Origin of the sequence: Propionibacterium australiense (assembly GCF_003666605.1) — a bacterium.
Lineage (GTDB): Bacteria > Actinomycetota > Actinomycetes > Propionibacteriales > Propionibacteriaceae > Propionibacterium > Propionibacterium australiense.
This window is the reverse complement of sequence record NZ_RCIV01000011.1, coordinates 48,014-69,766: the sequence shown is the minus strand read 5'-3', so window position 1 is coordinate 69,766 and position 21,753 is coordinate 48,014. Positions and strand designations below refer to the sequence as shown.

The 21,753-nt window shown below is 68.8% G+C and carries 18 protein-coding genes and 3 tRNA genes; 11 read left to right on the top strand and 10 right to left on the bottom strand.

Going from position 1 to position 21,753, the window contains the following annotated elements; genetic code table 11:
- The first annotated feature begins 106 nt into the window (after positions 1-106).
- Complete coding sequence (locus D9T14_RS14375) at positions 107-757, top strand: LysM peptidoglycan-binding domain-containing protein (protein ID WP_119161446.1); 651 nt, start codon at positions 107-109, stop codon at positions 755-757.
- A 154-nt stretch (positions 758-911) separates the two neighbouring features.
- Here the strand turns inward: D9T14_RS14375 and D9T14_RS09070 are convergent, their stop codons facing one another.
- Complete coding sequence (locus D9T14_RS09070) at positions 912-1,367, bottom strand: hypothetical protein (RefSeq protein WP_126464153.1); 456 nt, start codon at positions 1,365-1,367, stop codon at positions 912-914.
- Between the two features lie 105 nt (positions 1,368-1,472).
- Between D9T14_RS09070 and aat the strand changes: the two genes are divergently transcribed.
- The gene (gene aat, locus D9T14_RS09065; protein ID WP_232012430.1) at positions 1,473-2,198 is read left to right on the top strand and encodes a leucyl/phenylalanyl-tRNA--protein transferase; all 726 of its coding nucleotides are present in this window, start codon (positions 1,473-1,475) and stop codon (positions 2,196-2,198) included.
- Between the two features lie 53 nt (positions 2,199-2,251).
- Positions 2,252-3,202: a prephenate dehydratase gene (gene pheA / locus D9T14_RS09060; RefSeq protein ID WP_119161448.1), complete on the top strand. Its 951-nt coding sequence runs from the start codon at positions 2,252-2,254 to the stop codon at positions 3,200-3,202.
- Here pheA and D9T14_RS09055 read toward each other — a convergent pair.
- Entirely contained in the window at positions 3,118-4,719 is a 1,602-nt protein-coding gene (locus D9T14_RS09055; RefSeq protein ID WP_119161449.1) for a bifunctional phosphatase PAP2/diacylglycerol kinase family protein, read from the bottom strand. The genes pheA and D9T14_RS09055 overlap by 85 nt on opposite strands.
- A gap of 126 nt (positions 4,720-4,845) precedes the next feature.
- On the opposite strand from D9T14_RS09055, the gene serS reads away from it, so the two are divergent.
- Positions 4,846-6,117, top strand: coding sequence for a serine--tRNA ligase (serS, locus tag D9T14_RS09050; RefSeq protein WP_119161450.1), 1,272 nt, complete (start codon positions 4,846-4,848; stop codon positions 6,115-6,117).
- Between the two features lie 121 nt (positions 6,118-6,238).
- Positions 6,239-6,916: a GOLPH3/VPS74 family protein gene (locus tag D9T14_RS09045; protein WP_119161451.1), complete on the top strand. Its 678-nt coding sequence runs from the start codon at positions 6,239-6,241 to the stop codon at positions 6,914-6,916.
- A gap of 73 nt (positions 6,917-6,989) precedes the next feature.
- Here D9T14_RS09045 and D9T14_RS09040 read toward each other — a convergent pair whose 3' ends face one another.
- Positions 6,990-9,101: a glucose PTS transporter subunit IIA gene (locus tag D9T14_RS09040; protein WP_119161452.1), complete on the bottom strand. Its 2,112-nt coding sequence runs from the start codon at positions 9,099-9,101 to the stop codon at positions 6,990-6,992.
- A gap of 411 nt (positions 9,102-9,512) precedes the next feature.
- Positions 9,513-10,226: a CPBP family glutamic-type intramembrane protease gene (locus D9T14_RS09035; RefSeq protein ID WP_197720627.1), complete on the bottom strand. Its 714-nt coding sequence runs from the start codon at positions 10,224-10,226 to the stop codon at positions 9,513-9,515.
- Between the two features lie 840 nt (positions 10,227-11,066).
- Here D9T14_RS09035 and tpx point away from each other — a divergent pair.
- Positions 11,067-11,567, top strand: coding sequence for a thiol peroxidase (tpx, locus tag D9T14_RS09030; protein ID WP_119161453.1), 501 nt, complete (start codon positions 11,067-11,069; stop codon positions 11,565-11,567).
- A gap of 25 nt (positions 11,568-11,592) precedes the next feature.
- Here the strand turns inward: tpx and D9T14_RS09025 are convergent, their stop codons facing one another.
- The 3 genes from D9T14_RS09025 to D9T14_RS09015 all read right to left on the bottom strand — a co-directional run bounded on the left by D9T14_RS09025 (position 11,593) and on the right by D9T14_RS09015 (position 15,022).
- On the bottom strand, positions 11,593-12,330 hold the full coding sequence (locus D9T14_RS09025) for an NAD-dependent protein deacylase (RefSeq protein WP_119161454.1): 738 nt from the start codon (positions 12,328-12,330) through the stop codon (positions 11,593-11,595).
- An 89-nt stretch (positions 12,331-12,419) separates the two neighbouring features.
- Complete coding sequence (argG, locus tag D9T14_RS09020) at positions 12,420-13,853, bottom strand: argininosuccinate synthase (protein WP_220451973.1); 1,434 nt, start codon at positions 13,851-13,853, stop codon at positions 12,420-12,422.
- 188 nt (positions 13,854-14,041) lie between these two features.
- Positions 14,042-15,022 carry an NAD(P)H-quinone oxidoreductase gene (locus tag D9T14_RS09015; protein ID WP_119161455.1) on the bottom strand — a complete coding sequence of 327 codons (981 nt, stop codon included), beginning with the start codon at positions 15,020-15,022 and terminating at the stop codon, positions 14,042-14,044.
- A gap of 67 nt (positions 15,023-15,089) precedes the next feature.
- On the opposite strand from D9T14_RS09015, the gene D9T14_RS09010 reads away from it, so the two are divergent.
- A tRNA-Ser gene (locus D9T14_RS09010) sits at positions 15,090-15,175 on the top strand.
- Positions 15,176-15,208: 33 nt separating this feature from the next.
- Here D9T14_RS09010 and D9T14_RS09005 read toward each other — a convergent pair.
- A complete protein-coding gene (locus tag D9T14_RS09005; protein ID WP_170175634.1) occupies positions 15,209-16,984 on the bottom strand; it encodes an LCP family protein in 1,776 nt (591 codons plus the stop codon).
- A gap of 273 nt (positions 16,985-17,257) precedes the next feature.
- Here D9T14_RS09005 and D9T14_RS09000 point away from each other — a divergent pair.
- Positions 17,258-17,350 (top strand) — tRNA-Ser (locus D9T14_RS09000).
- 108 nt (positions 17,351-17,458) lie between these two features.
- Here D9T14_RS09000 and D9T14_RS08995 read toward each other — a convergent pair.
- On the bottom strand, positions 17,459-17,851 hold the full coding sequence (locus D9T14_RS08995) for a hypothetical protein (protein WP_119161457.1): 393 nt from the start codon (positions 17,849-17,851) through the stop codon (positions 17,459-17,461).
- Positions 17,852-18,065: 214 nt separating this feature from the next.
- Here D9T14_RS08995 and D9T14_RS08990 point away from each other — a divergent pair.
- A tRNA-Arg gene (locus tag D9T14_RS08990) sits at positions 18,066-18,138 on the top strand.
- A gap of 151 nt (positions 18,139-18,289) precedes the next feature.
- On the opposite strand, the gene D9T14_RS08985 is transcribed toward D9T14_RS08990, so the two are convergent.
- Positions 18,290-19,798: an amino acid permease gene (locus tag D9T14_RS08985; RefSeq protein WP_119161458.1), complete on the bottom strand. Its 1,509-nt coding sequence runs from the start codon at positions 19,796-19,798 to the stop codon at positions 18,290-18,292.
- A gap of 445 nt (positions 19,799-20,243) precedes the next feature.
- Between D9T14_RS08985 and D9T14_RS08980 the strand changes: the two genes are divergently transcribed.
- The gene (locus D9T14_RS08980) at positions 20,244-20,927 is read left to right on the top strand and encodes an SDR family oxidoreductase (RefSeq protein ID WP_119161459.1); all 684 of its coding nucleotides are present in this window, start codon (positions 20,244-20,246) and stop codon (positions 20,925-20,927) included.
- Positions 20,924-21,691, top strand: coding sequence for a glycerophosphodiester phosphodiesterase (locus D9T14_RS08975; RefSeq protein ID WP_119161460.1), 768 nt, complete (start codon positions 20,924-20,926; stop codon positions 21,689-21,691). The genes D9T14_RS08980 and D9T14_RS08975 overlap by 4 nt, the downstream gene beginning before the upstream one ends.
- The last annotated feature ends 62 nt before the right edge of the window (positions 21,692-21,753 follow it).

Genomic DNA, 21,753 nt, shown 5'->3' with positions numbered 1-21,753 from the left:
AGGAAAATCCTCTGACTAGGGAGTTTGACTGACAGAAAGACGTCTTTCCTGAGAAAATCTGAGAGTCGGAGTTGGATTTTCTCAGGAAACGTCGCATGATGGAGCCATGGCAAAGACACTCTCTCGAATTGCTTCCGTTGCGGCTGCGGCTGCCCTCGCCGGTGGCGTCTCCGTGACTGCGGCGCAGAGCGCGTCGGCAGACGATGTCAACTGGGACGCCATCGCAAACTGCGAGTCCGGCGGTAACTGGAGCACAAACACCGGCAATGGCTACTACGGTGGCCTTCAGTTCTCCCAGAGCACTTGGGCCGCCTACGGTGGCTCCGGTAGCGCCTCCAATGCCTCCCGTGAGGAGCAGATCGCCGTGGCCGAGCGCGTGCTCGCGGGCCAGGGCATCGGTGCGTGGCCGGTCTGCGGCGCGTACGCCTACTCCGGTGAAAGCTACACCGGCACCAACACCGAGGGTTCCTACGGCTCTTCGTACGACACGTCGGCCCAGGACGCCTCCTACGACGGCTCGTACTCGTATGACAACTCGTACTCGTACGACAACAGCGCCGGGTACGACTCGTCCTCCGCCTACTCCGGCGGCTACCAGGCCACTCGTGAGGCCACTGGCACCTACGAGATCCAGCCGGGCGACACCCTCAACGCCATCGCTGAGGCCCATGGCACCACCTGGCAGGAGCTCGCGGCCCTCAACAGCTCCATCGTCGACGCGAACCTGATCTACGCCGGCGAGACCATCAACGTCTGATCCCAGAGCCTTTCAGGGAGGGTCCCGTCCCCGCCGGGGGGACGGGACCTTTTCTGTCGCCGTCGCAGCCGTGGGCGACGGCCTCGCCCGCCTGGATGCCCGCCCGATCCGTGCTCCGGGCCGTGGGCCCTCCGGCCGGTCGGGGCCGGGCCGTTCAACGGCCGGGGTTCTGCTTCGGCGTGCCGCGGCGCAGGCTGAGCCCGACGGCCACGGCCGCGGTACCGGCCCACGAGACGAGCAGGCCGATGAGCCCTGCCGCCTCGCCGCCGATCGCGGTCAGCGGGATGGCCATCGCCAGGGTGATGACCAGGTCGCGCGTGCGCGCCCGGCGCTCGGCCGAGCCGTGCTGTTCGTCGAGCTGCTGCTGGTACTGGCGCTGCTGCCAGTCGGCCGCCAGCTTCGCGTTCACGTCGGCGACGAAGGCGTCCACGACATCGCCACGAAGAGTCGGGCCCAGTTCGGCGCTCGCGTCGATCGCCGCGAGCGCGTCGGTGCGCGTGACGAAGGGGGCGCTCTGCCTGGGGCCCGAACCCGTGGCGGGCCGATCGGTGGCGCCCGAAGGGGTGTATGGCGTGTTCCCGTAGGGCCATCCTGTGGACATCTGACTCATGACGACCATTGAACCCCGGTCGCCCGGGCGTTGTCATCCGACGCCAGGATGAGAAACAGCGTTGTCACCCCTGCGGCCGCCGGTGCCGGCGCATACATTGGGGCCGTGCTCATCGAACTCTTCGGCGACGTGAACGAGTGGCCCGAGCAGGACCTCGTCGGTTTCACCGAGACGCTCGACGCCGACTTCACGCTGGCCGCCTACGCGGCCGGCCTGTTCCCGATGCCGCTGCACGAGTCGGGCTACGAGGGCATCGGCTGGTGGTCCCCGGTGCGCAGGGGCGTCCTGCCCCTGCGAGCCCTGCGCGTCAGCCACAGCCTCAAACGCTCCCTCAACCGGTACACGACGAGCATCGACCGGGCCTTCGAGCAGGTGCTCTCCGGCTGCGCCGATCCCTCCCGCCCCTACGGGTGGATCGACGAGGACATCCGGGCCGTCTACACCGAGCTGCACGAGTGCGGCTGGGTGCACTCGGTCGAGAGCTGGGACGAGGAGGGGCGCCTGGTCGGCGGGCTCTACGGCGTCAGCGTCCACGGGCTCTTCGCCGGGGAGTCCATGTTCCACGACCCGCAGCACGGCCGGGACGCGTCGAAGGTGGCGCTCGTCCGCCTCGTCGACGAGCTGAGCGCCGGTGGCCGGGCGGGGCTGCTCGACGTGCAGTGGCTCACCCCGCACCTGGCGAGCCTCGGCGGGATCGAGGTCCCTCGCAGCCGCTATCTCGCACTGCTCGCCGATGCCCTCGGCGAGCCCGGCCCGTCCTGGCCCGAGCCCGCCGCGAGCATCCGCCGCGGCCGAGCCGGCCCGCCCGGCGCCGCAACGGCGTCCCGGTGACGGTGCTCGGACGCGGGGCCTGTGCCCGCACGCCATCGCCTAGGCTCGGGGCCATGCTCGGATACTTCGGCCCCCAGGGCACCTTCACCCATCAGGCCCTGCTGTCCTACAGCGAGGACGATGCGGTCCCCTTCCGCACCGTCGCCCAGGCGCTCGACGCGGTGCGTGCCGGTGAGGTCGAGGCCGCCATGGTGCCGATCGAGAACTCGGTCGAGGGCGGTGTCTCGGCCACCCTCGACAACCTGGCCGATCCCGATGCCGCGCCCCTGCAGATCATCCACGAAGTGCTCGTCAACGTGCGCTTCAACCTCTGCGTGCGGCCCGGCACGCGCATCGACCAGGTCCGCCGCATCATCACCCACCCGCACGCGGCGGCCCAGGTGCGGGACTGGCTCGCCGAGAACCTGCCCGACGCCGAGGTGATCGAGCGCGGTTCCACCGCCGGTGCCGCCAAGGCCGTCTCCCAGCCGGGTTCGGGTTTCGATGCCGCCGTCTGCGCCCCGGTCGCCGGCCAGATGTACGGTCTCGAGGCGGTGGCGAGCGACATCGCCGACAACGGCGCCGCCGTCACCCGGTTCATCCTGGTGGCCCGCCCGGGGCAGGCGCCGGCGCCGACCGGGGCGGACAAGACGACGTTCGTGGCCTACATCCAGCACGACGAGCCCGGTGCGCTGCTGGCCATCCTGCAGCAGCTGGCGGTGCGCGGCGTCAACCTGTGTCGCATCGAGTCACGCCCCACCAAGACCGTGCTGGGCAACTACTGCTTCAGCATGGACGCCGAGGGGCACATGGCGGACGCCCGCATGGCCGAGGCGCTCATGGGTCTCAAGCGGGTCTGCAAGCGGATCGTCTTCCTCGGCAGCTACCCCCGCGCCGACAGGGTGCCACCGGTCCTGCGCGCCGGCACCGCCAACGCCGACTACGCGGCGGCCGCGGAGTGGTTCGCCGGGCTCGAGGCGACCATGATCGACACCGCTGCCGGGTCGACCTCGGCCTCGAAGTAGGAGCCCTCGCCGACGGTGTCGCCGTCCAGCTCGAAGGGCATCGGCTCGTCGACCCGCACGCTCATCGAGCGGCCCGCGTAGCGTTCCAGTGAGCGGTCCGCGCCGATGCGGGTGAGGACGCGGGTGGCCATCCGCGCCCAGCTCGAGATGCCCGAGGGCGATCCGACGATCATCTCCATGCGCCCGTCGGTCGGGTCGGAGTCCGGGATGAGGGTGACGTTGCTGCCGATGGACGGCACATTGCCCATGACCGTCAGCACGGCGTTGCCGCGCACCTGCTTCGCGCCGTCGACGCTGATCTGCACGCGGTGCGGTTTGGAGAGCAGCTCGGGCATCGCCGAGACGACATAGGCGGCGGCGCCCATCATCTTCTTAAGCGCGTCGTTCGTTCGGGCCATGAGGCGGGCGTCGAAACCGATGCCCGCCATGACGGCGAAGCGGAGCGGCTCGTCCTCGTGGCCGTCGACGACCAGCCTGATGAGGTCGATGTCCTGCGGCTGGCCGTTGATCGCCACGAAGATGGCGTCCTCCTGGTCCAGGGGCAGCCCCAGGTTCTTGGCGAGCAGATTGCCGGTGCCCGCCGGGATCAGGCCGATCGGGATGCCCGAACCGGCCAGCGCCTGGGTCACGGCGCGCACGGTGCCGTCGCCCCCGGCGACGATGACCAGGTCGGCGCCGCGGGCGACGGCCTCCCTCGCCTGCTCGGCGCCGGGGTCCTCCGGCGTGGTCTGCAGCCACAGCGGGGACTGCCAGTGTCTCCCGCTCAGCTCGTCGGCGATCTGACGGCGGAAGACCATCTCGTCGGCCACCTTGGCCGGGTTGTAGATCACGACGCACAGGCCGCCGACGGGGCGCGGCGTGCTGCGCCGCCGGGTGGCGATGAGCGGCAGCATGCGTACCCGGGCCAGGAAGAGGACGAGTGAGGTGACGAGGCCGCCGAGCAGGGCGCCGCCGACGATGTCGGTGAGGCGGTGGGCGTTCATGGCGAAACGGTCGGCGGCCTCGAGCAGGATCGCGAGGACGCCGACGACGCGCCAGCTGAGGATCGTGGCACGGGACTGCCGGGTGGTCGTGCTGACGGCGATCGCGGTGATGGCGCCGGCCACGATGACCGCCATGTGGCTGCTCGGGTAGGCCGCGCCCCGGTAGGTGAGCAGCCAGTCCAGCGGGGAGGGCGGGCGTGGCCGCCCGATGAGCTTCTTGAGCAGGACGCAGGCCAGCCAGCTGCCCAGGCCCGAGGCGAGGACCGCCACGGCGAGATGACGCAGCCGCCGACGCCAGGCCCACACACCCAGGCCGGCGAGGACGAGGCAGACGATGATCGGATGCGTGACGAGGGCGAAGGCGGCGGCGATCTGCTCACCGGCCGATCCGGGCATCAGGTGCGGGGCCTGGCTGAGGGCATCGAGACGGGCGAGCAGGCCGGTGCGCAGCGTCAGATGCGTCCAGGCGAGGAACGCGAGCGCGAAGAGGCACACGACCCACAGGTTGAAGCGGCTGAACGTCCGGGTGGTCACGCACCGATTGTCTCAGGGGCTGCTCCGGCCGGGGCGGCGGCGCGCCCCGGATCTGCGGGCCGGCAACCGGGTCCACCGCCGTCCGGCGCGACAACCGCCGGTGCACCCCGACGGTAGGCTTGGCCCATGATCGACCCGAAACTGCTGCGCACCGATCCCGACCGTGTCCGTCGCTCCCAGAAGGCCCGCGGCGAGTCCGTGGACCTGGTCGACGAGGCACTCGCCGCGGACGAGGCGCGCCGCTCGTCGATCAGCGCCTTCGAGACCGCGCGCGCCGAGCAGAAGTCGTTCGGCGCCCGGATCGCCAAGGCCTCCGGCGACGAGAAGAAGGCCCTGCTGGCCCGCACCAAGGAGCTGTCGGCCCAGGTGAAGGCGCTGCAGGCCGCTGCCGACGAGGCCGACGCCGCGTACACCGAGATCGTCAAGCAGTTCGGCAACATCGTCTTCGAGGACGTGCCGGCCGGCGGCGAGGACGACCTGTACGTCATCGACGAGGTGGGCAGCCCCCGCGACTTCGCCGCAGAGGGCATCGAGGTCAAGGACCACCTCGAGCTCGGCGAGGGCATCGGCGCCATCGACATGGAGCGCGGCGCCAAGGTCTCCGGCTCCCGGTTCTACTTCCTCACCGGCCCCGGCGCCCTGCTCGAGTTCGCCCTCATCCAGTTCGCCCTGACGAAGGCCCTCGCCTGGGGCCTGACCCCGGTGATCCCGCCGGCCCTGGTCAACCCCGAGGCCATGGACGGCACCGGCTTCCTCGGCCAGGCCGCCGACGACGTCTACTACCTGGAACGCGACAACCAGTACCTGGTCGGCACCGCCGAGGTCCCCCTGGCCGCCTACCACTCGGGTGAGATCCTCGACGCCGGCGAACTGCCGATCCGGCTCGCCGGCTTCAGCCCCGCCTTCCGCCGCGAGGCCGGCTCGTACGGCAAGGACACCCGCGGCATCTTCCGCGTCCACTGGTTCGACAAGTTCGAGATGTTCACCTACTGCCGGCCCGAGGACGCCGTCGCCGAGCACCAGCGGCTGCTGGAGAACGAGAGGGAGTTCATCACCGACCTCGGCATCCCCTTCCAGGTGCTCGACGTGGCCTCCGGCGACCTCGGCGCCTCGGCCGCCCGCAAGTACGACTGCTACGGCTGGGTGCCCTCGCAGGGCAGGTACCGCGAGATCACCTCGACCTCGAACTGCACCCAGTTCCAGGCCCGCCGGCTGGGCATCCGCATGCGCGACGGCAAGAACATCGAGCACGTGGCGACCCTCAACGGCACCCTGTGCGCCATGAGCCGCATGATCCTCATGATCCTCGAGAACTACCAGCAGGCCGACGGCTCGGTGGTCGTCCCCGAGGTGCTGCGCCCCTACCTGGGCGGCCAGGAGCTCTTCGAGACGCGCTGAGCGCACCCGTGCCCGGCCCGGGCACTCGTGCGGGGAAGGCCGTGGTGGGTTCGTGCCCGCGGGGCCATAATGGGCACAGGCACCCAAGGGCGGGTGCTCCGCACCACAGGGGGTCTGAGCCATGACGACCACAGTGAACCTAGCCGCCGAGTATCTCCTACTCGTCCTCGACGACAAGAAGGGCGGTTTCGTCCGTGACCTCACCACGGTGAACTTCACCGTCGCCGCGGCCGAGATCGTCGAACTCATCGCCAAGCGCCAGCTCGTCTTCGTCGAGGGACCGAAGAACACGAAGCTGCTCGCCCGCGGCGAGGAGGAGCCGAGCGACGAGTTCTTCGCCCAGATCGTCGAGACCGTCGAGGGCAAGACCTACGACCAGGCCATCTCCGCTCTCGTGGGGCCCTTCTCGTCCCGCTCGGGCCCGGTCCGCTCGCTGCGCAGCTACGAGCTGCAGCACCTGGTCGAGGCGGGCATCCTGCGGGAGCGCCACATCAAGCTGCTGGGCCTCATCCCGCTCACCCGCTACCCCGAGGGCGACGCGAGCACCGAGATCGACCTGCGGGCCCGGGTGCGTGCCGCGCTCGGCGGCGCCGAACCCGACGACCGCACCCGCGCCCTCATCGCCCTGCTCTACGCCTCGCGTTCGCTGACCGCCGTCTTCCCGCGGCTGGAGGCCAAGCCGATGAAGCGCCGCGCCCGCGAGATCGCCGAACGCAGCTGGGAGGACGACGGCCTGGCCATGGCGCTGGCCGAGTACTTCTCGTACATGACGCAGTTGTCGGCCGCAACGATGGTCTGAGCCGGTCGGCTGCACCGACGACGAGGCCCCCGCGCCGATGCGCGGGGGCCTCTGTCCACCCAGACCTGGGGGCTCACTCGGCTGCGGGCTTGGGCTCCTTGGGCGGCTTGGCCGTCGTCTCGATGATGGCGTCGCCCGGGTTCACCTCGCCCTCGGCGATCCTGGTGATCTCGGCGAACCTGCGGACGTTCGTCACGAGCACCGGCGTGACGAGCGAGTAGCCGGCCTCGGTGATGACCTCGGGGTCGAAGGTGACGAGCGGGTCACCGGCCGCCACACGGTCGCCCTTGGCGACCTTCACGTCGAAGCCCCTGCCCTCGAGGTTCACGGTGTCGATGCCCACGTGGATGAGCAGTTCGATGCCGTTGTCGAGCTTGACGCCGAAGGCGTGGCCGGTGGCCTGTGCGACGACGATCGTGCCGTCGCCTGGGGCCACGACGGTGGTGCCGACCGGCTCGATGCCGACACCCTTGCCGACGGTCCCGGCGCTGAACACGGGGTCGGGCACCTCTTCGAGGGGGATGACCCGGCCGGCCAGCGGCGAGGCGACCTTGGTCACGGCGTTCGGGGCGAGGGCGGTCTTCGCCGGGGCGGGAGCGGTGGCGCTCTTCTCCGCCTTGTGCTCTGTCTTCCTCGCCTCGCGCGCGATCTCCCGGGTCTCGTGCTCGGCGCGCTGCTGCGCGATGCGCTCCCTGGACTCGGCGCGCTGCTCGGGGGTGCGGTAGTCGGAGAAGTAGATGGCGACGAATGCGACGGCGAACGCGGCGAGTACCGAGAGGGCGTACAGCGGGATGTTGCTGAAGGCGGGGATCGTCAGCAGCGAGGTGAAGACGAAGGCGTTCGTCGTCACGCCACCGCCGATGCCCTGGATGAGGCCGCCGACGACGCAGCCGATGAGCATGCGCGGGTAGATGCGCCGGAAACGCAGGTGGATGCCGTACAGGCTCGGTTCCGAGATGCCACCGACCAGGCCGGCGACGACGGCGCCGGTGGCGGTCTGGCGCATCTCGACGTCCTTCTCACGGATCGAGATGGCCAGCACCGCGGCGGAGGCGCCGAAGCAGGCGAAGTTCCAGGCGCCCATCGGCCCCTGGATGTAGTCGTAGCCGATCGCCTGGATGTTGAGCAGCATGACGGCGTTGATCGGCCAGTGCAGGCCCAGCGGCACCATGAACGGGTACAGCAGCGGGATGAGCAGGCAGAAGATGAACGGTGACAGGTCGTTGACGGCCTTCAGCGCGGTCGACAGGCCGGCGCCGGCGTAGACGCCGATCGGGCCGAGGACGAACGCGGTGAGCGGGATCATGATGAGCATGCACAGGAAGGGCACGAAGATCAGCTGCAGGTTGTCGGGGATGATCCGCTTGGTCAATTTGTACAGCGGGCCGAGCAGCCCGGCCATGAGCAGCGGCGGGAACACCTGCTGGCCGTAGTCGAAGATCGTCAGGGGAAGCCCGAAGGCCTGGACGATGTTGATGTCCTGGCCCAGCACGTGCGTGACGTGGCTGTCCGACAGCAGGGAGTTGTCGGCGGTCATGAAGCCGGGCAGCAGCAGGACCGCCATGACCGAGAAGCCGATCCACGGGTCGGCGCCCACCTTCTTGGTGGCGTTGTAGGCCACCGAGAGCGGCAGGAAGTAGAAGACGCATCGCCAGCACAGGTTGATGAACGCCCAGCTCGGCGGCAGTTCGGCCTCGCCGCTCGACCAGTTGCCGATGACACCGAGCGTGCTCATGAGGGCCATGAAGGTGATGAACAGCGAGGCGCCCAGCAGCACGCCGATGATCGGGCGGAAGGAGTCGGACAGGAACTCGAAGAAGGTGTCCACCCAGCTGAACCGGCCGCGGACGCCGCCCTGCCTGGCGGCGGCCTTGACCTCGGCGTCGGAGGGCTTCTTGCTGCCGGAGCCCATCGTCGCCATCTGCGGCAGGGCCATGATCTCGTTGTAGACGGTTGCCACGGCCCCGCCGATGACGACCTGGTAGCGGTTGCCGGTCTGCGGCACGGCGCCCATGACGACGGGGATCTTCTCGACCGTGTCCTTGTCGACGCCGGAACCGTCGCGCAGCTGGAACCGCAGCCGCGTCGCGCAGTGGGTGAGGCTCGTGATGTTGTCGGGGCCGCCGAGGGCGTCGACGATCGCCGAGGCGTCGCTCGTCGTCGGGGCAGTGCTTTCCTGGGCCATGGATGCTCCTTGCTTCCGGTGGTCCTGCCACCGGCTATCGGGTGTCCACTGAGGATCGGGGTGTTCTCAGGGTCGATCACAGACTAGACGCAGATCGTTGCGCGGCAGGGATGTCCGCATTGCGCGACGATCCCCACCGCGCAGTTGTTCGCTCAGCGCTGATGAATGAGAGGGGCTTCTTCACCCAGGAGTGAACGGATGGGCGGATCGATGGCCAGGGGACTCGCGCATGACGGTATTGCCCGGGGTCGTGGTGGTGTGAGGGCTGTTTCGGTGAGCAGGGGCCGGCCGCCACGACTTCCGATGGGCCTGGCGTCGCTGTGGCTGGGGGGATCTGTTCTACGCCGCCCCGGTCATGGATGCTTGTGGCCCCGTGCCCAGGGGGCTGGCCGTGCCCCGGCTCGCTCCCCATCATGTCCAGAAATAGGAGACAAGGCCCACGCCGAAGATGTCCCCCATCGCATGGGCGATGAAGAAGGGAAGCAGGTTCTTGTCCTTGGACCGCTTGTAGAGCAGGTAGATGAGTCCGCCGAACAGTACTCCGATCCCGAGCGCGTTGATCATTCCTTGGTAGGTGTGGAAACTTGCGCGGACCAGCAAGGAGAACGGGACCGCCCATTTCAGCTGGTGGGGCTTGACTGCGAGGCAGATGCCGAGGAAGTAGATCTCCTCGTAGAAGCCGTTGAGCAGGGAGTAGATCACCTTCGACACCGTCTCGTTCCCGAAGAAGGCGCCGATGGGTCCCGGGATGGGAAGGATCTCCGTGAGCGGGCTGGTGATCAGTAAATAGGCGTCCATGAGAAGCGCCCCGCCGAGGAAGACCAGGATGCCCTGGACGAGGGCCTTCGGGCTGAGACGCACGTGCCATGTTCTGAAGTCGAAGCGTCGCATCCACAGATATGCCAGGGCCAGGAGCAGGAGGACCGCCTGCATGGCCAGCGCCCCGTAGTTGTCCGAGGCGGCGAACTCAAGGCTCTCGTCGGCGGTTTCGGTGCCCTCCAGCTGGGACAGATAGGCGGTCGTGGAGGTGACGATGCTGTGCCCCCACATGATGACGGTGAGCACGAGGATGTCGGGCCAGGTGAGATGGTCGATTTTCTCTCGTGTCGGTTGGGTCGATGACAAGACGGGGATTCTCCTCGGTGTTCTCGCCCGCCGCTATGAAGACTCCTTCCGTTTCTTCTGTCTTCCTCGCGGATCGGATCGCTGATGGATCACCCGGGGTGTGTGGTGAAGCTCATCGGGAGGGCTTGGTGATTCGTGATGTTTTCGTCTGTGCGTCACTGACTGGGGGACAGGTCTCATCGCAGGCGATTCGAGAACGATCAGGAAAACACAAGAGCAAAATGCGAGGTGGAGAATACCACATGTCCGCCCAAGAGCAAGAATGTCGACCTGGCCAGATGGCTCAGCGCCGGTCCCAGAGTCGCCTGTCATGGGGCACGGAGCGCCGAGGAAGCGGCATCACGGCGGATCCGGCCTATGGCGCAGGATTGTCACAGCCTCAATGAATCAGAGCATGGCTTGGGATGTCATCTCCTGCTGAGTCTCTTGGAAATTACCTCGAGGATTGTGCGTGCCGCCGAGGTGAACCCTTCCCGACCCAGTGGGGCTCGCGGCACCGGAGTCCCGGTCCGTGAGGCCCGGCTGTTCCCCGCCCAGGATCCGGGGTGGATAGTCGGCGGCAGGGCTGCGTTGCACGGGGTCCTCGCGGCACGCATCGGGGAGCCTGCCCGCGGCGAGCTGCCGCCCCTCGTCGCATTCGGCTGCGGCCCCGCGGGCTCGCCTCCGGGAGCTCGCGCATCGAGCGGTTCCTGCTCGGGGCGTCCCTGCTTCTTCTTCGCAGCGGCCCAGAGGGCGGGATACCGTCGTGCGCGGATGCGCGACCATCGTTTGCGGCTCAGCTCGTGGGTGAAACACGTGGAAGCGTCCCCATGGCGGCGCCGCATGGCGTAGACATGAGTCATGGCTGACATCACTTTCCGAGGCGAACCCGTCCACACCCGCAGCGAGCTGCCCGCCGTCGGCTCGCAGGCCCCCGAGATCGATCTCGTCGGCGCAGACCTGGAGCCCGTCACCCTGGAGGGCCTGCGGGGCCGCCGGGTGATCCTCAACATCTTCCCGAGCCTCGACACCGGCGTGTGCGCGATGAGCGTCCGCAGGTTCAACGAGCTCGCGGCCGGTCTGGAGAACACCACCGTCGTATGCGTCTCGAAGGACCTGCCCTTCGCCGCCAAGCGCTTCTGCACCACCGAGGGCATCGAGAACGTCGTCACCGGGTCGGCGTTCCGCTCGCACGCGATGAGCAAGGCCTATGGTCTGCGCATGGTCGACGGCCCGCTGCGGGGCCTGCTGGCCCGCGCCGTCGTCGTCATCGACGAGAACGGCCGGATCGTCCACACCCAGCTCGTCGAGGAGACCTCGAACGAGCCCGACTACGACGCCGCGATCGCAGCGCTGAACTGATCACCCGGGGCACGGCCCCGGCCGGTCAGGCCAGGGCCGCGTCGGTCGCTGCGCCCAGTACGGCACCGATCGAGTCGTGGATCACCAGGTCGGCGCTCGAATCGGCGGGCGTCGCCGACTTGTTGATGAGGACGAGCGGTCTGCCGAGGAAGTAGTTGAGCAGGCCGGCCGCCGGGTAGACGTTGAGCGAGGTGCCGCCGACGATGAGCACGTCGGCGCGACTGATCGCGTCCATGGCCGCAGCCATGACACCCGTGTCGAGGTTCTCCTCGTACAGGACGACCTCGGGCTTGATGATGCCCTGGCAGTCCTCGCACCGCGGGATCCCCGTCGACGAGGTGATCGCCTCCAACGGGTACCGGCGTCCGCAGCCGGTGCAGCGGTTCCGCAGCACCGAGCCGTGCACCTCGTGGACGGTCCGCGAACCGGCCAGCTGGTGCAGCCCGTCGATGTTCTGGGTGACGACTGCCGCGAGCTTGCCCGCCTCCTCGAGCCGGGCCAGCGCCCAGTGGGCGGCGTTCGGCTTCGCATCGGGGTGGATCATGGCTGCTCGGTAGAACTCGTAGAAGGCCTCCGGCTGGTCGCGCCAGCAGCCGTGGGAGAGCATGTACTCCGGCGGGTACTGCCCGCCCGAGTGCGTCGTGTACAGGCCCGTGGCGGAACGGAAATCGGGGATGCCGCTCTCGGTCGAGACGCCGGCCCCGCCGAAGAAGACGGCCCGCGAGGCCCCGGCCAGGATGTGGCTCAGCTCGTCAACACTCATGCCTCCACAGTAGGCGCCCGCCCCGCGGACGAATCGCCGCAGGGCGGGCGCCAACCGTGGACGTGCTCGTACCCGAGCCAGCGGTCTGGTCAGTCGGTGCCGGACTCCATGGCCGCGTTGTCGAGCGGGGTCGCCTCGGCCTCGCCGGCGTGCAGCGGGTTGTCGGCGATCTCGGACGACTTGCCGGCCTCGAGCTGGCCGACGAGCTTGGCGGCCTCGCCGCCGGTGAGCTGGCCCTGGGCGGCGTACTGCTCGAGGCGGGCCCGCGAGTCGGAGATGTCGAGGTTGCGCATGGTCAGCTGGCCGATCCGGTCGAGCGGACCGAAGGCGGCGTCCTCGACGCGCTCCATCGACAGGCGCTCCGGGTGGTAGCTGAAGGCCGGTCCCTCGGTGTTGAGGATCGAGTAGTCGTCACCGCGGCGCAGGCGCAGCGTGACCTTGCCGGTGACGACGGAGGCCACCCAGCGCTGGATCGACTCGCGGATCATGAGGGACTGCGGGTCGAGCCAGCGGCCCTCGTACATGAGCCTGCCCAGGCGCTGGCCCTCGGTGCGGTAGTTGCTGATGGTGTCCTCGTTGTGGATGGCGTTGGCTAGCCGCTCGTAGGCGATGAACAGCAGCGCCATGCCGGGGGCCTCGTAGATGCCGCGGCTCTTGGCCTCGATGATGCGGTTCTCGATCTGGTCGCTCATGCCGAGGCCGTGGCGGCCGCCGATCTCGTTGGCCTTGAGGACGAGGTCGACGGGCGAACCGAAGCTCTCGTCGTTGATCCTGACCGGGCGGCCCTGCTCGAACTCGATGGTGACGACCTCGGGTTCGATGGTGACCGAGGGGTCCCAGAACTTGACGCCCATGATGGGCTCGACGGTCTCGATCGAGACGTCGAGACGTTCCAGCGTCTTGGCCTCGTGCGTGGCGCCCCAGATGTTGGCGTCGGTGGAGTAGGCCTTCTCCTTGGAATCACGGTACGGAAGATCGTGCGCGGTGAGCCAGGTGCTCATCTCGTCACGGCCGCCGAGCTCGTTGACGAAGGCCTCGTCGAGCCAGGGCTTGTAGATGCGCAGCGCCGGGTTGGCCATGAGGCCGTAGCGGTAGAAGCGCTCGATGTCGTTGCCCTTGTAGGTCGAGCCGTCGCCCCAGATGGAGACGTCGTCCTCGGCCATGGCGCGCACGAGCAGCGTGCCGGTGACGGCCCTGCCGATCGGCGTGGTGTTGAAGTAGAACTTGCCGGCACTGCAGATGTGGAACGCGCCGCAGGCCAGGGCCGACAGCCCCTCCTCGACGAGCGCGTCCCGGCAGTCGACGAGTCGGCTGATCTCGGCGCCGTACTGACCGGCGCGCCCGGGCACCGACGCGATGTCGGGCTCGTCGTACTGGCCGATGTCGGCGGTGTAGGTGCATGGGACAGCGCCCTTTTCGCGCATCCAGGCGACGGCGCAGCTGGTGTCGAGGCCGCCGCTGAAGGCGATGCCGACCCGCTCGCCCACGGGAAGAGACGTCAATACCTTGCTCACGAAGAGCAAGCATAATCTGAAAAGTATGCGATGTCGAACCAGCGGCTGAGCGAGAAAGATGCGAGACTCATTCCTTTGAAGGAATAACTATGCCAAAGTCGTGTGGGTTGTTAGTTCGTCGCAGTGCCTGGCGCCAGAGCACGATGGCCGGGTCCAGGGGCCAGATGCCTCTGGATCGGATCGCGTCGCCGGCCGGGTCATCCGTTGTACTTGGCGACCAGGATGATCTTCCCGGTGTTCTCCCCCGACTCGAGCAGCTCGTGGGCCCTGGCCGCCTCCTCGAGCGGCACGCGCGTCTGATTGCCGGGCTTGATCGTGCCACCGGCCAGCATCGGCCAGACGACCTCCTCGACGCGGCGGCAGATCGCCGCCCGCTGCTCGGCGGGGCGCCCGCGCAGGCTCGTTGCGGTGATCGTGCCGCGCTTCCTCAACAGCACCCCCAGGTTCAGGGTGCCCTTGACGCCCTTCTGCAGGCCGATCGTCACCATGCGGCCCTCGGTGGCCAGGCAGCGCACGTTCGCCTCGAGGTACTTGGCGCCGATGATGTCGAGGATGACGTCGACGCCACGGTCGGCCGTGGCGACCATGACCGCCGGCTCCCAGTCGGAGGCGTAGTCGATGACCTTGTCGGCGCCGAGTTCGATGCAGTAGTCCGCCTTCTTCCGCGAGGCGGTGGTGATGACGCGGGCGCCGATCGCCTTGGCGTACTGGATGGCGAAGCTGCCGACGCCTCCCGCGCCGCCGTGGATGAGCACGGTCTCCCCGGCCTTCAGCCCGACGCGGTCGAAGTTCGAGACGACGGTGGCGGACACCTCGACGAGCCCTGCGGCCTCGATCGGGTCGATGCCGGCGGGGACCGGAAGCAGGTGCTCGGCCGACACGACGAAGTACTCGGCGTACGCGCCTCCGGTCAGCAGGGCCAGGACCTGCTCGCCGACCTCATGGCCGGTGACGCCCTCGCCGAGCTCGGCGATGACGCCGAGCCCCTCCAGGCCCATGACATCGGTGACGCCCTTGGGGGGCGGGTAGTGGCCCTGTCGTTGCAGGACGTCACCGCGGTTGACGCCGACCGCCTGCGTGCGGACCAGGACCTCGCCCGGTCCGGGCTCGGGTGTGGGCACCGGTGCCCACTCGATCTGCTCGATTCCGCCGGGTTCGGCGACAGTGATCGCGTACATGTCCCCAGCATGCCAGACAAGCTCATCGGCTACCATGAGTGCGCACTGCCGAACTGATCGGCGGTCGGGCGAGGTCGCATAGTGGACTAGTGCAGCCGCCTTGAAAGCGGCCGAGCGAAAGCTCCGTGGGTTCGAATCCCACCCTCGCCGCCATCGGACGCCCGGGCTCCGGCGGAGCCCTGCTGCTCAGCCCACCGGGTTGTATGCGCAGGCGTCCGCGACGTTCTCCGCGGTGGCGCTCGTCGTGGCGCTGGAGGCCGACGTCGTGTCCTCGCCGTAGCCAGGCCCCTCATCGCCCCAGGTGCCCTCCTCGCCGGGCTCGGCGGCCTCGCTGGTGGCCTGGGTCGGGGCGGGGGTGCTGGTCTCGGGAGCTACGCCGCCGTTCTTGCTCAGCGCGATGGCGTCGGCCACGGCCGCCCGGATCTCGTCGTAGTCGGGATGGGCCGGGTTGACTTCGAGCGCGCCCGAACCACCGGCGCCCGACAGGTCCTGTGAGATGAGCAGGCGGCTCACTGCGCCGTCCTTGACCACCAGGGCCAGATTGGCCAGGTCGTCGAGCAGTTCCTGCGGGATGTCGGTGCTCACCATGTTCTCGCTGGCGGCGGCGATGGCCTCGTAGCGGGTGATGAGCGTCTGCGGGTTGACCTGCTTGATGATGGCGTTCACCAGGCAGCTCTGGCGGCGCATCCGGCCGTAGTCGTAGTCGGGGTCGTTGCAGCGGCTGCGGGCGTACCACATGGCGTCGTTGCCGTTCAACGTCTGGTCCGGGCCGACGGTGAGGTGGCCGTCGACGCCGCACTCCTCGTCGCCGTAGCCGTCCACGTGGCCGCCCTTGGCGATCGGGAAGTTGATGTTCACCGTGACGCCGCCCATGGCGTCGATGAGCGCCTGGATGCCGTCGATGTTGACCATCATGAAGTAGTTGACCTCCAGACCGGTGATGCCCTGGACGGCCATCTTCGTCGCGTCGGCGCCGGGGAAGTCGGTGTCGGCGAACAGCTCGGGGTGCTCCTTCGGCACCTCGCTCCAGACGGCGTTGAGCAGGTACTCGTCCTCGCTGCCCGAGTAGCCGTCCCAGATGCGGCCCTCGGGGTAGGCCTCGGCGAGGGCGGTGCCCTCCGGGAAGGGCACGTTCTCGAGGTTGCGGGGCAGCTGGATGATCACCGTGTCGCCGGTTCTCGTGTCGATGGAGGCGAGCATGAGCGTGTCGGCGCGAATCCCCAGTTCGGCGTCGCGGTTCTCGCCGGAGTCGGCGCCGACGAGCAGGATGTTGAGCCGGTCCATGGCGGCCCACGGGTTGTCGCCGCTGAGCTCCGGTCGGGTCTGCGAGCGTGAACCCGAGTCGAAGATGTTGTTCAGGACGATGCTCGTCTGCAGCGCATAGGCCGAGGCCACGGCGGTGGGCGTGGCCACCAGGAAGGACATGAGGAAGACGACGCCTGCGCCGACCAGACGCTGGACCCTGGTCATGCGGCGCGGGCGCGAGACCAGATAGGTGCCGACGATGACGATGACCCACAGCAGCCCGCCGATGAGCAGGGCGAAGGCGATGATGAGCAGCCGGTTCGCATTGGCCAGGATCGTCACCAGCGTGCTGCGGTGGATGAAGGCGAGGATGGCCACCGTGCCGCCGGCGATGATGCTCAGCGAGAACAGCAGCAGGCCGAGGAAGGTGCGGCGCGTCCCGATGAGACCGAGGCCCGGGATGATCGAGCCCAGCGTGGTGCGGACCAGTGTCCTGCCGAAGCCGGCGGAACGGTCGTACAGCGGGCTGCCGGCGGCGTGCGCGGCGCGTTCGCCGTCCCTCAGGCCGACCTCCTCGACATCGAAGAACTCCTCACCTCGGCGTGTCTCCTCCGCAGGTTCCCTGGAGACGCGCCGGGGGACGTAGGACTCGTCGTCCTCCGCCGCGCGGCGGGGACGACCGCTGCGCGCGATGTCGTCGTTGTCGCGGTTTGCCATGGCACCTTCTTGGTCGTGTTGACCGGTGGGATGAACCGGTTCGGCCGCACCTTGGGGGATCGACCGGGCTGGAATCGGCCCGAGACCGTTCCTCCCCATGATGCCTTGCTCAGCTGTGGAGGGCGTGTGCCTCACCGCGGAGAATTCCGTCAAGTCGTCTCCGTCGATGAGCCGATCGTACCCCTAGGGGTCCCCGATATCAGTCCTCGCGGTGGTGCTCGTCGGTGGACGCTTTGCTCAGTCGCCGCACAGCGGATATGGTTGGTGGGCGCTGGAGGTGTCGCCTAGTCGGCCTATGGCGCCCGCCTGCTAAGCGGGTTTGGGACACAAATCCCATCGCGGGTTCGAATCCCGCCACCTCCGCCAGCACGAGCAGTCCACCACGGGGTGGGCTGCTCGTTCGACGTTCGGGTTCGGTTGCGAGATGTGCCGGACCGGTCATGGGAACAGGCCAGGGCCTGAGCGGGATGGTGCTCAGTGCTCGTCGCCTGGTACCCGCGGGGTTGTCGCCCGGCCTGCGAGCCGCGGCGGATTCTGCTGGCGTCGCTCCAGCCTGTCGTGCCGCCACCATGCGATGACCAGGGAGTTCAGGACGATGAGGGCGGCCATCGTCGCCTGTGCGGCGAACCAGAAGAGGATGTGGTGGGGCAGGAGCTGCTGCTGGTCGAAACCGCGCTCCTCGGCGCGGTCGACCGCCCAGGTGTCGGCGATGCGCCACAGGACGTAGAAGACGGTGGTGCTGATGTCGAGCAGGGCCAGGGCCATGGCGACTGGTTTGAACGGGAACGGGCGAGGGCGCACGCCGGGTGATGCCGTCTGCTGCCGGGGACGTCCTTCGTGTGGGGAGCCGGTGCGGTCGTCATTCATCCGAGTTCCTCCGTGATGCTCATGCCGCGCGGGGGCGGGCGAATCGTGCGGTGAGGGGATTCCGGTCATCGCCGGGTACCCGCTGACCTGACGTGTTCTCCGCGCTGGGCGGGCGCCGGGGTCACGCGGTGGGGCCGGCGGGGTGGGCCTATTCGAGGCCTCGTTTGGAGATTCCGGTCGGGAAGGGGTATTGTCGGTTCTCGCCGTCAGGCAAGCACCCATAGCTTAATGGATAGAGCATCTGACTACGGATCAGAAGGTTGGGGGTTCGACTCCCTCTGGGTGCGCGCACGAAGGGGGGCCCGTTTCCGGCCCCCCTTCCTCGTCCCGCCCGGGGTCAGCGGGTTGGCGGCATGAATGTGTGAACAGGGGTTCGGCGTGTCATGGTTGCCGGTGGCCGGCCCGGCCTCGGCGGAGTCGGCTGCCGTCTTCCCCGGCTCAGGCCTCGGCCGTCATCGTCGTCTGGTCGGACTCGTGCTTGCGGGTCAGGGCGTGGCGCCGACCGTAGCCGAGGTAGATCGCAAGGCCGGCGGCCATCCACACCAGGAAGCGTAGCCAGGTGGCCAACGACAGGTTCATCATCATGTACAGGCAGGCCAGCACCGACAGGATCGGCAGCACCGGGGAGAGCGGCACCTTGAACGGGCGCTCCAGGTCGGGCCGGGTGCGGCGCAGGATCGGGACGGCTGCGCTGACCACGACGAAGGCGAACAGCGTCCCGATCGAGACCATGTCGGCCAGGGCCCGCAGCGGGACGAACCCGGCCAGGGCGGCGACGAGGACCGTCGTGAGGGCGATGACACGGTAGGGCGTGCCCCACCGCGGGTGCACCCGGGCCACCTGCATCGGCAGCAGGCCGTCCCGGCCCATGGCGAAGGCGATGCGTCCCATGCCGATGATGTCGACGAGGATCACCGAGGTCAGGCCGCAGATGGCGGCGATGGCGATGAGGGCGCCGGCCCAGCTCAGGCCGACGGACTTGAACGCCTCGGCCACCGGCGCGCCCTCGTCGATCTCGGTGTACTTGACCATGCCGGTGACGACGAGGCAGACCACCACGTACAAGGCGGTGCAGATGCCGAGCGTGCCGAGCACGCCGCGCACCAGATCGCGCTGCGGGTTCTTCGTCTCCTCGCCCATGTTCGCGACGACCTCGAAGCCCGAGTAGGCGAAGAAGACCACGGCGGCCGCGGTGAGGATGCCGGCCACGCCGAAGGTGGACGACGAGACGCCGGTGACCGCCTGCACCAGGCTCGTCTCCCAGTCGGTCTCACCGCTCTCGGAGGTGGGCACGGAACTGGGGATGAACGGGCTGTAGTTGGCGGCCTTGATGAAGAAGGCGCCCACCGCGATGATGAAGACGCAGATGCTCACCTTGACCACGACGAGCAGGTTCGTGACCCGGGCGGACTCCTTGGCGCCGATCATCGCGACGAGACCGAGTACCACGGCGATGGCGATGCCGCCCACGTTGACCACCGATGTCTCGCCGAAGAAGGCGTCCGGCAGGTTGAACAACGACTTGAGATAGCCCGACCAGCCCCGTGAGACGACACCGGCGCCGAGCGCGAACTCGAGGACGAGATCCCAGCCGATGATCCAGGCGAAGATCTCACCGAGCGTCGCATAGGCGTAGGTGTAGGCCGAGCCGGCCGTGGGGACGGCCGAGGCCATCTCGCAGTAGCACAGGGCGGCCAGCAGGGCGATGAGCCCGGCCAGGGCGTACGAGATGGTGACGGCCGGGCCGGCGTGGTTACGGGCCTCGATGCCGGTCAGGGTGAAGATCCCGGTCCCGATCACCATGCCGATGCCCAGGCCGAGCAGGTCCCGGACGGTCAGCTGGCGCTTGAGGACGCCGGGGGAGTCGGCGTCCGCGGCCGCGTCCTCGGACTGCTGGGCGATGATGTCCTCGATCGGCTTCAGGCGAAGCGCTCCGTGTCTGCTCACGAGGGAACGGTAATACCTTGACGTGAAGACATCTGACCGGGCCCACGAACGCTGAGCGCGAAAACCTCGTCCTGGTGGCGCCGGGGATGTCCGGCTGTGGCTCGTGCCGCCTCGCAGGCGTCCAGGTGTGTTCGCTGAGAGCAGGACAACGGGGCCGAGAGTGCACGTGGCGAGCCGCGGCCCCGCCGCTCGCCGGGGCGCTCACCAGCCGTACCTGCCGCCGTCACTCAGGGATTCACCGGGAGCGACGCGGGCTCGCCAGGGGGGCGGGTCGGCGGTGGTCAGGGGGCCGATCACTCCCTCCGGGTGGCAAGGGGACGGGCGACGGCGGCGCCGGCTCGCCCAGGGGATGCCGGCGAGGTTCAGCGCGGCGGCTGCCCCATGTTTGCGACGCACGGTCGACATGACCTGTCCAGGTCCGCGCCGGAGCCGTAGGCTGTGCTCCATGACCGAGCGGAAGAGTGTTCTCATCACCGGCGCGACCCGCGGCATCGGACGCGCTATCGCCGGGGAGCTGGCCCCCGACTGGCATGTCGTCGTCGGCGGTCGCCGCCCCGACGCGGTGCACGCCCTCGTCGCGTCCCTGCCCAGCGCCGAGCCCTTCATCGCCGACGTGCTCGACGGCGACGCCCTCATCGAGGCCGCCTCGCACGTCACCGAACTCGATGCCCTCATCCCGTGCGCCGGGCAGACCACGCTCGGCCGCATCGCCGACCTCACCCCTGAGCAGTGGCGCGCCGAGTTCGAGCTCAACGTCGTCGCCCCGGCCCAGCTGACCCGCCTGCTCCTGCCAGCCCTGCGCGCCCGGAGCGGCCACGTCGTCTTCATCAACTCCGGCGGCGGCCTGCACACCCGGGGCAACGACGCCTGCTACTCGGCGTCCAAGCACGCGCTCGTCGCCGTCGCGAACGGGCTGCGCGCCGAGGAGGCCGGCCGGGTCAGGGTCACCTCGATCCACCCCGGCAAGGTCGACACCGACATGCAGGTGGCGATGCAGGCCGAGCTCGGCAATCCCTACGAGCCCGAGCGCTATCTGACCCCGCACGACGTCGCCCGTACCGTACGACTCGCCCTGACGATGGATCCCGGTGCCAACATCGACATGCTCTCCGTCAGGCCCACCAGGTGACGCAGATCTGGGCGCACCGGGGCGCCGGCAGGGCCGCGCCCGAGAACACGATCGCCGCGTTCACCGCCGCGGTCGCGTTCGGCGCCGACGGCGTCGAGCTCGACGTGCAGCGCACGCGCGACGGGCAGCTCGTCGTCTGCAGCGACGAGCGGATCGACCGGACGAGCAGCGGGCACGGCTGGATCCGGGACATGACCCTGGTCGAACTGCACCGTTACGACTTCTCGTACGGGCGCACCGATTTCGCCGGCGCCCGCATCCCCACGCTCGTCGAGGTGCTCACCGCGCTGGACGGCACCGGGCTGAGCCTCAACATCGAGTTGAAGAACTCGACCGTGCCCTACCCGGGCATGGAGGACGAGGTGGTCGAACTCGTCGAGCAGGCCGGCTGGGGCGACCGGGTCATCTACTCGTCGTTCAACCACGCCTCGATGCGGGTCATGGCCCAGATGGGCAAACACGTCGGCCTGCTCTACGACGCGGTGCTGTGGAAGCCTGCCAGGTACGCCCTCGGCCTGGGGGCCTCGGCGCTGCACCCCTCCTGGAAGACGGTGGCGACCGATCCTCGCATGGTGCGCAAGGCGCGCAAGAAGGGCCTCGCCGTCAACGTGTGGACGCTCGACCGGCCCGAGCAGGTGCGCGCCGCGCTTGCCCTGGGTGTCGACGCGATCATCACGAACACCCCCGACGTGGCGCTCAGCGTGCGTGACGCCGCGGGCAGGAGTTCCTGGCCCGACCAGGGGATCTGCGCCGAGACGAACTAGGCGCGCCGTGGGGCGCTGCCGTGCCGGCCGGGCAACGCCGTGGACGGCGTGCTCGCGGCACA